The 10,046-nt window shown below is 40.2% G+C and carries 7 protein-coding genes and 1 tRNA gene; 4 read left to right on the plus strand and 4 right to left on the minus strand.

Annotation, left to right across the window (positions count from 1 at the left end; genetic code table 11):
* The first annotated feature begins 143 nt into the window (after positions 1–143).
* From FDK13_RS23240 to FDK13_RS23255, 4 genes are all read left to right on the plus strand, one after another.
* Positions 144–770: a hypothetical protein gene (locus FDK13_RS23240; RefSeq protein ID WP_137342397.1), complete on the plus strand. Its 627-nt coding sequence runs from the start codon at positions 144–146 to the stop codon at positions 768–770.
* A gap of 261 nt (positions 771–1,031) precedes the next feature.
* Positions 1,032–1,652 carry a HupE/UreJ family protein gene (locus FDK13_RS23245; RefSeq protein WP_137342398.1) on the plus strand — a complete coding sequence of 207 codons (621 nt, stop codon included), beginning with the start codon at positions 1,032–1,034 and terminating at the stop codon, positions 1,650–1,652.
* Between the two features lie 33 nt (positions 1,653–1,685).
* The gene (locus FDK13_RS23250) at positions 1,686–4,064 is read left to right on the plus strand and encodes a M1 family metallopeptidase (RefSeq protein ID WP_137342399.1); all 2,379 of its coding nucleotides are present in this window, start codon (positions 1,686–1,688) and stop codon (positions 4,062–4,064) included.
* Between the two features lie 306 nt (positions 4,065–4,370).
* The gene (locus FDK13_RS23255) at positions 4,371–5,324 is read left to right on the plus strand and encodes a D-2-hydroxyacid dehydrogenase (protein WP_137342400.1); all 954 of its coding nucleotides are present in this window, start codon (positions 4,371–4,373) and stop codon (positions 5,322–5,324) included.
* A gap of 630 nt (positions 5,325–5,954) precedes the next feature.
* Here the strand turns inward: FDK13_RS23255 and FDK13_RS23260 are convergent.
* The 4 genes from FDK13_RS23260 to FDK13_RS23275 all read right to left on the minus strand — a co-directional run.
* Positions 5,955–6,030, minus strand: a tRNA-His gene (locus FDK13_RS23260).
* A 95-nt stretch (positions 6,031–6,125) separates the two neighbouring features.
* The gene (locus FDK13_RS23265) at positions 6,126–6,734 is read right to left on the minus strand and encodes a superoxide dismutase (protein WP_137342401.1); all 609 of its coding nucleotides are present in this window, start codon (positions 6,732–6,734) and stop codon (positions 6,126–6,128) included.
* A gap of 64 nt (positions 6,735–6,798) precedes the next feature.
* Positions 6,799–7,245, minus strand: a complete 447-nt coding sequence (locus tag FDK13_RS23270; protein ID WP_137342402.1) for a nucleoside deaminase — start codon at positions 7,243–7,245, stop codon at positions 6,799–6,801.
* A 79-nt stretch (positions 7,246–7,324) separates the two neighbouring features.
* On the minus strand, positions 7,325–10,046 hold a 2,722-nt coding region (locus tag FDK13_RS23275; protein ID WP_137342403.1), incomplete at its 5' end, for an Ig-like domain-containing protein.

Raw genomic sequence — 10,046 nt, forward strand, 5'->3', positions numbered from 1 at the left:
CTTTCATAAGTCATATCAGGTCGAAGCGGGTAGTCAAGCCAATTTTTCATAAGTTAACAATTTGATAACCCAATATAATGTTTGATAAATTATATTCCCGATACTTCAAGTGCTAAATTTTGTACTAACACAGAACGATGACTATGAAACATCTATTTATCAGTTTTTTGATCTTATGCCAGATGCTTAGTTGCAAATCAAAAGATCCATCCCCTTTTCAAGATGACAATTTTGAAGCCATTCATCAACAGTTTCATGGAAAATACAAAATTGTAAGTTCAGTGAGCAGTGAGCCTTTGGATGTTAATCTGGATGGATCATACTCCTCAGATTTGTTGACTGAAATAGATGAATTGACTACCGGAACGATAACAAGTCCTTATTTAGAAATACTTATCTCTGGTTCGTCAAACGTGAATCCTGAACCCTCATTTTTATTTGTACAGGCCTGGCCCGAACAATTTGTAAGATTGGGATCAGGCAAAGTATGGGATGGAATTGAAATGATTCTTTTTAATCCTGATTATAGCTTTGCATACGATATGAAAGTAGTTCACCGAGCATTTGAATTTTCAAACGACAGGAAAAATCTGCATGTGGAAACAAATGATTCAGAGGAACCCCTTTTTTCACAATCTTCTCCAAAAACTGTTACAGTACTCAACGACGGTAAACTTGTCGTGGTAGCAAACCGCCGGATTTATACAAGCTCAGGAGTAAAACAGGTCACTGTAACAACAACATATGAGCGATTCACCATGTTAACTTAGAACGCTTTTCATTATTTACGTATAACCAAAATATTAACAGCCTTAATGACCTTTAAGGATAGCAAAAAAACCGGAGGCGTTTGCTGCCGGTTTTTTTGCTATTTACCGGGATGATTTATAAAATAACACTACATTTCCAACCAACCTTTGTTTTCCTTCCTTTAATGAAATATCTTCGGAACTTTGTTTTGACAATAATTACAAATTGTTAGATAATATTTCTTTAACCTCCTCAGTAACCCACTTTATTAATTACGTTTCATGTCCGAATTTCAAGCTTACTTCCAATTGGGTTTTGATCATATAACAGATTCCAATGGCTATGACCACATTCTTTTTATCGTTGCGCTTTGTACTATTTACACACTTGTTGACTGGAAAAAAGTAATAATTCTTATTACCGCTTTCACCATAGGGCATTCTATCACACTGGCATTAGCAACCATGGGCATGATCTCGATCCGTCCTGACGTGATCGAATTATTGATTCCGGTTACTATTCTCCTTACAGCTATTCTTAATTTTTTTCATAAAACCCCTAAAACTTCCTATGCAAAACAACAAACATACAGCGCACGTTATCCGCTTGCTTTAACTTTTGGCCTGATTCATGGCCTTGGCTTTTCCAATTATCTGCGGGCACTTCTTGGCAAAGAAGCTGACATCCTGAATCCATTACTTGGTTTTAACATTGGGCTGGAAATAGGGCAGCTAATCATTGTAACGGCTGTGCTGTCCATCACTTTTGTAATGATTGAATTATTCCGTTTGTCCAGGTTAAAATGGAATGATATTCTTTCCGGGATCATTGCCGGAATGGCTATCTCACTCATCATTAACAATGGGCTTTTTAGAGAAATCATGGGATTATCCGTAAATTAATCGCACAATTATTGAATAACACTCCAATTACCTATGAAACAACTGTTTTTACCTTTTTTGCTGCTGCTTTCTCTGGCCGTGAACGCCCAGCAGTTTCCGACTTCCCCCAATTATAAAGCGAATGATCGTTTTGAACAATTGGGAACTGTATTGCCAACGCCAAATACGTATCGTACTGCTTCCGGTGCACCCGGAAAAGAGTACTGGCAAATGCGGGCAGATTATGATATTAAAGTTGAACTTGATGACGAAAAACGCCGCATCATTGGTTCGGAATCTATTACTTTTTTTAACAATTCTCCGGATGAACTAAAATATATCTGGTTACAATTGGAGCAGAATTTATTCAAAAAAGACGGAATCGGAGCGACCAGCCGAACAGGTGGTATCAACGAAAAAGGAATGAGCACAGGCCAGCTTCAAAATCTTAACAATGGCCGCGGTTCTTCTCTTGATCCAAAAGTTGAATATGGTTATGAAATTCAGAAAGTGAAAGATAAGGCGGGAAACGCGCTTCCTTTCACGATCAACAATACCATGATGCGTATTGATTTGCCAACACCATTGAAACCGGGTACAAGTATCGTTTTTGGTGTTGAATGGGCCTATAATATTACTGAATATTATGGCCGCAGCGGATATGAGTTTTTTCCTAAGGATGGAAATTCCAATTATTTCATCGCACACTGGTTCCCTCGTCTGGCACCTTATGACGATGTAAATGGATGGAACCACAAACAATTCCTTGGGCAAGGTGAGTTTGCATTGATCTTTGGTAATTACAAAGTTGCCATTACAACACCAGCTGACCATATCGTAGCGGCTTCGGGTGAATGCCAGAATTATGCAACAGTTTTGACCGCTTCGCAAAAACAACGTTTGAAACAGGCTGAAACTTCTAAAACGCCGGTTATTATCGTAACGCAAGCCGAAGCTGAAAAAGCAGAGAAACGTGAAAACAAAACGGTCGGTAAGAAAACCTGGATTTATAAGGCTGATAATGTTCGTGATTTTGCTTTTTCAAGCAGCCGGAAATTTATCTGGGATGCGATGCAGAGTGATGTATACAAAAACGGAAAGAAAATCTGGTGTATGTCATTTTATCCAAAAGAAGGAAATCCGCTGTGGGAACAATATTCAACCCGCGCAGTAGCTCACACATTGAAATCTTACGGAAATCGCACTTTTGAATATCCTTATCCTGTGGCAATTTCTTGTCATTCAACCGTTGGTGGCGGTATGGAATATCCGATGATCAGCTTTAACGGCGGTCGCCCGGAAGAAGACGGAACATATAGTGAGCAAACGAAATACGGTATGATCGGCGTGATCATCCATGAAGTTGGTCACAACTTTTTCCCGATGATCGTGAATACGGATGAGCGTCAATGGGCTTGGATGGATGAAGGTTTGAATACTTTCTGCCAATATCTTGCTGAAAAAGAATGGGATTTCAATTACCCTTCACGTCGCGGAGAGCCTATGTTTATTACAGATTATATGGCTTCGGACAAATCTGTTTTATCTCCGATCATGTCATCTGCTGAAAACGTAATTGGACTTGGACCAAATGCTTATGCAAAACCTGCAACGGCATTGAACATCCTGCGTGAAACGGTAATGGGCAGAGAGCAATTTGACCATGCGTTTAAAGAATATGCAACACGCTGGAGATTCAAAAGCCCGACACCATCCGACTTTTTCCGTACAATGGAAGATGCTTCCGGTGTGGATCTTGACTGGTTCTGGAAAGGCTGGTTTTATGGTGTAGAACCCGTTGATCAGGATTTGATAAGCGTAAACTGGTTTAGCATCGATACACAAAATCCTGAAATTGAAAAGGAAATTGCGCGTAAGGACGCTGCTGCAAAAGCAAAAACAATCAGTAAAATCCGTGATGCTGCCGACAAATCAAAAACGGTAGTTGCACAAGATTCTACGATGGCTGATTTTTACAATTCTTATGATCCATACAAAGTAACAGATTCGGATAAGCAGAAATACGAACAATATCTGGCCACTTTGTCGCCGGGTGAAAAAGAACTTGTTCAGAAAAATACCAATTTCTATACGCTTTCGATCAAAAATAAAGGCGGTTTGCCAATGCCGGTTATCGTAAAAATGGGCTTTGAAGATGGTACAGATTCGCTGGTAACTTTCCCGGCTGAAATCTGGCGTTTCAATGATCAGCAAATTTCAAAGGTTCTTTCTACTTCCAAAAAGGTAGTTCAATGGACTTTGGATCCTTACTATCAGATTGCTGATATTGACACAGAAAATAACTCTTACCCAAGAGTAGCAAAACCAACACGTTTCCAGATCTTTAAACAATCTCAAACACGCCGTGCCCAAAACCCAATGCAACAGCAAGGAGCAGGTGCTGGAAAAGTTGGAGGAGAGCCTAAAAATTAGAGAACTTATTACAATAACCTGATAGAAAAATCCCTCTCTGTACTGATCATACGGAGAGGGATTTTTCATTTAATTTATAAGTTTACAGATGTATGAAAGAGTCCGAATAAACATTTTTTAAAGTGACTTTTTAATTATAGAATTGTAAAAAGCTTTTAAAAATATTTAAACACAATTGGTCTGATACATCATATTCCGGGTATAAGAAATAGTAAACCATGAGTTATCTAACTATATCGTTTCAGAATATTGAAGTATGTAAATAAAATACTTCCGGCCGAAATTTATTCTTTAAAACAAATACCTATGAATATTGTCATTTTAGACGGTTATACTTTAAATCCCGGGGATCTTGACTGGGCACCGATTTCAAATCTGGGAAATACAACTATTTACGACCGTTCAACAGCGGAAGAAATTGTTGAAAGAGCCAAAGATGCAGATGCCGTTTTGGTAAATAAAGTAGTACTCAATGACTTATTGCTGAGTCAGCTGCCAAAATTGAAATATATTGGCGTTTGCGCAACAGGTTATAATAACATCGATACAATCTCTGCCAAAAAACATGGAATTACAGTTACCAATGTGAAAGCCTATGGTCCTGCTTCCGTTGCTCAGCATACTTTTGCTTTGCTGCTGGCTTTGGTAAACCGGATTGAGACACACAGTCACAGTGTGTTTCAGGGCGAATGGTCCGCATCTGCCGATTTTGCTTACTGGAAAACCCCATTGGTAGAGCTGGCAGGGAAAACGATGGGATTAATTGGATTGGGTGACATTGGCACTCAGGTTGCAGGAATAGCACTTGCTTTCGGGATGAAAGTCATTGCTTATCGTAAAAATCCCGGACAGACTGATAATCCTAATATTCAAATGGTTTCTTTGGAAGAACTTTTCAAAAAAAGTGATGTAATAAGCCTGCATTGTCCGCTAACGGATGAAACAAAAAATATCATTAACAGAGATAGTTTATCGATGATGAAACCAACTTCCTATTTACTAAATACCGGTCGCGGGCCACTTATAAACGAAGACGATCTGGCACAGGCTTTGGCAGATAAAACGATATCCGGCGCCGGTTTGGACGTACTTTCTTCCGAACCTCCCGTTTCAACCAATCCATTATTATCCGCGCCTAATTGCGTCATTACCCCGCATATAGCCTGGGCTTCTTTCGAATCAAGAAAGAGACTTCTTCAGATGGTTGCTGATAATCTTAACTCGTTCAATGAGGGAAATCTAATTAATGTAGTAGGCTAGGAAAAATATAGTTATCATGAATTTGGCTTTTTATAAATAAGTAAGGTGATAAAATTTCGGATATCATCCAGGAATTCTATCACCCTGTGTAATATATTGAATATTCAAACCTGTTAAAAATCAGTAACAGCCCAATCCACAGGGACAGGAATATCCGGATCAGAATTCGCAAAAAATGTTAAAAGGCAAACAATAAAGTGCATACAAGTGAAAAAAATCTATACAGAAGTAGTGATGAGTTTTCCGTGATCACTGCCTTCCGAAAAGCAAGAATTATTCAAATTCATGTTTTTTCAACCAACCGAATCATCGTGTGCAACGTAAACCATCCTTCTGATTTTTGGCGTGTTTTAAATAAAAAAACAAACCGAAGCTTTTTTTCAACATGACGCTAGCGTTTTAGTGAATAAATATCGAGCCGCCGCGCTTTCAAATTAAGATGTCCAACAAATGAACATACTGTAAATCAATAAGTTAATACTCACCAGCGTCTTTTTTTCGTTTTTTGTGGAACTCCACGAATGACGCTGGAAATGATGGGACTTTTTGCATATTTTGGGATCCCCAAAAGCAAAAATTCCTGTAAATCATTGATTTACAGGAATTTTGATGACTTAAAAACTTCTAAATGGGAGGGAGACGGGTCTCGAACCCGCGACCTCTAGAACCACAATCTAGCGCTCTAACCGACTGAGCTACAACCTCCGTTTGAGGACACAAAATTATGAAAAGGTTTACAGCTTCCAAAACAAATTGGATATTTTTTTTCGAAAACTGCAAACCTTTTTTATTTTAATCAGACTATTTTGCTGCAACATAAAGAGCATCAGCGGCTTTCCAATCCACTACATTCCAGTATGCGTCGATATAATCAGGACGTTTATTTTGATATTTCAGGTAATATGCGTGTTCCCACACGTCCAAACCGATAACAGGCGTACCTTTTGTTTCAGCAATATCCATTAACGGGTTATCCTGATTTGGCGAAGAAACGATTGCAATTTCACCATCAGCTTTAACAATAAGCCATGCCCATCCTGAACCAAAACGTCCGATCGAAGCTTTTTTGAACTCATCTTTGAACGCAGAGAAAGAACCGAATTTAGCTGTAATTGCTTTTCCCAGTTCGCCAGTTGGTTCTCCGCCACCTGATGCAGAAAGAGACTTCCAGAAAAATGTATGGTTCCAATGTCCACCTCCGTTGTTACGAACCGGTGCCGGTGCTTTGCTGATATTTGCAATTAACTCTTCTATTGTTTTGCCTTCCAGTTCAGTACCTGTTACAGCTGCGTTCAAATTAGTAACATATGCCTGGTGGTGACGATCATGATGAATCTCCATTGTAAGCGCGTCAAAATGCGGTTCTAACGCATTGTTTGCGTATGGTAAGGGATCGAGTGTAAATGCCATTCTTGAAATAGGTTTATTGGTTATTGAATATGTTTTCTTAGTTGGTTAACAGCAGAAAAATGCTTTATGTTCTTAAATCTTTAAAAAATTTGAGTAGCAACGTCTGGCATTCATCCGCCAGAATACCTGTTTTCAATTGTGTTTTAGGATGTAAAACGTTTTTCCCCAGTCTTGAAAAACCCTTTTTTTCGTCTGTTGCACCAAATACAACACGTTTCATTTGTGTCCAGTACAATGCACCTGCACACATTACGCAAGGTTCGAGCGTTACATACAAAGTACAATCCTGAAGATACTTTCCTCCCAGATATTCAGAAGCAGCTGTAATCGCAAGCATTTCGGCATGTGCCGTCACATCTTTAAGCCTTTCAGTCTGATTGTAACCCTTTCCGATTACTCTCTCTCCAATTACAACAATTGCGCCAACAGGTATTTCGCCTTCTTCATAAGCGACCTGCGCCATTCTTAGGGCCTCTGCCATGAAATAATTATCCAGAAAATCGGAAGTCATTCTCTAATTTTTATTATTGGTATCAAAACAAAAGCGGGAAGTTATATACTCCCCGCTTTATTAAAAAAATATTGGTCCCCTAAGGTTTGAGAATTCTCTGCACTGAGGTATATTTACCATTTTGTACTTTTAGCAGATATAAACCTGCCGGTCTTTGAGAAAAATCAACCTCCGTTATTTTTTGCTGTATCGATTTTTTGAACAAAGAGCGCCCATTCAAATCCAGGATTTCAAAATCTGCTTCTTTCGCTGAAACCGCTGATGTAATTTCAACAGTACACTTTGAATCGACCAGGGTTGGATAAATTTTCAGCCAGTCGCCCGATACAACCGGTGGCTCTGTTCCCAAAACAGGATCTACCTGAATCCTGGCACTACCCGCCCCTCTTCCTGATCCACACTGATTTGAAACCGCAGAAATGGTATAGGTAGTTGTCCTTTTCGGAATGACCTTGACTATTATCGGATTAACACTTGTTGATACAAGAGAATCTGTCAGACCATTGTTTAAACTAAAAGTCCACGGTGCATCTCCTGTCAAATCTACTTTCAGGTTGGCCGTTGCGCCCATGTAAATCGTAGTTGCACCCGATATCGTCGCTACTGGTAAAGGATTCACAGTAATTTGTCCTGAACTTACATTGCCTGCTGCGATCAACGAACCGTCTTTTCCAATGTTGGCAATACGGATGTAATATATGCCTTTTACAGTCGTATCCGGTATTGTCGCAGTTATTACATTTCCATTAATCACCGACGGGATTGATATAAATTTACTTGTTTCATTCACTGTCGAAATTTGAGCCTTCATGGTACTTCCATCCGGGAAAGAGCCCGATTGCTGGAATTGAACCGTAAAAGTTTTACCCGCACAAGATTCTGACACAGAAGGTACACCGATGGTCAAAGTTGGTATTTGCACCGTCACAAGCGCACTTCCGTTTGGAATCCCTTTTCCACAAGAATTGGAAACTTCCGTAACCACATATGTAGTGGTAACGATTGGACTTACCGGAACAGAAAGATTTGCACTGCTGGTCGTTGCCGACACTCCATTTGATAAAATATAAGACCAGGGCGCATCACCTGTAAAATTGATTATAACATTAGCAGTTCCGCCAAGTGGGATAGAAGAATTTCCTGAAATAGTAGCTGACGGAAGTGGTTTGATATGCACTTTTATTTCCGCCTTTGCACTTTCACAGGTGTTGGTTCCTGTTTGAGTGACATAAAATGAATAATCAGAAACTTTCTCAGTAAATGGAATTAATGCCGTTGTACGGAAATCAGTGGCATCCAATGTCAAATACCATTTAAGATTGGTACCGGTAGCCACAAGTGGTGTTGCCGGTGCATTTTGGCAATAGGCTACTGAGGAAGTTCCTAAAGTTGGTTTTGGTGTTACATTCGTTTTAACTGCAATGGCAGCTCTTGCACTTGCACAGCCATTAGCATCTGTTTGTCCTACATAATAGGTAACGGTTCCTTCTGTATCCGTTGAAGGCGTCGGGGCAGATGCTGATGGAGTACCGCCTGTCGCATTTGTTCCATACCAGTTTAAAGTAGCACCAGAAAGTGGTGTGGCTGATAAGGCTGGTGCTTTTACGGATTGGCAGTATTCCAAAGCACTGGCTGCAATTGTAGGAGCCGGAGTTTGTGGACTTACAATCACATCAATTTTAGCTCTTAGACCTTCGCAGCCATTTAACGTCTGGCTTACATAATATGAAGTTGTTCCAGCAGTTGCAGCAGATGGTGTTGGCGCTACGGACGAAGCTGTTCCGCCAGCGGCTACTGTATACCATTTTAATGCAGTTCCTGCTGCGGTTAAAGCGGTTGTTGTTCCATTGAAACAATACTTAACAGTTGCTGTAACAGTAGGTGCAATAGTTTGCGGATTTACAATTACATCAATTTTTGCACGTGTTCCTTCACAGCCATTTACCGTTTGACTAACATAATAAGAAGTTATTCCGGCGGTTGCAGTGGAAGGAATTGGAGCAGAAGCCAATGCTGTTCCGCCAGTTACGACGGAATACCATTTTAATGCCGTTCCTGTCGCCGTTAAAGATACTGGCGTTTCGGATAAACAATAAGTGACATTAGTAACTGTTGGAGCTATTGTTTGAGGATTTACAATCACATCAATTTTTGCACGCTCTCCTTCACAACCATTTAATGTTTGACTTACATAATATGATGTTGTTCCTGCGGTTGAAGTGGAGGGAATCGGAGCAGAAGCCAACGCTGTACCACCCGCTGCAACTGAGTACCATTTCAATGCTGTACCTGTAGCTGCTAATGCAATTGGAGCTTCAGATAGACAATAGGTAACGTTAGTAACTGTCGGAGCTTCTGTTGTACATGCATTTACTGTTACTTTTATTTCCGCACGAGGTCCCTCACATCCGTTCAATGTCTGACTTACAAAATAAGATTTTGTTCCAACAGTTACGGTTGATGGTGTTGGCACAGTAGCTAAACCGGTACCGCCAGTGGCAACATCATACCAAAGACCATTCAGTACCGCCGGTAATGCCGTTGCAGTAGCTCCAACATTATAATTAACTGGACTCACAACCGTTGGTGCTGGTGTCGCACAAGTTACAATTACTTTTATTTCGGCACGGGGTCCTTCACAGCCATTTAATGTCTGGCTGACAAAATAAGATTTTGTTCCTGCTGTTACAGTTGAAGGTATTGGAGCAGCTGCCAAGCCAGTTCCTCCTGCGGCAGCGTCATACCAAAGGCCATTCGCAACCGCTGGCAATGCTGATGCAGTAGCACCAACATTATAATTA

Source organism: Dyadobacter frigoris (assembly GCF_005280585.1).
GTDB classification, from domain to species: domain Bacteria; phylum Bacteroidota; class Bacteroidia; order Cytophagales; family Spirosomataceae; genus Dyadobacter; species Dyadobacter frigoris.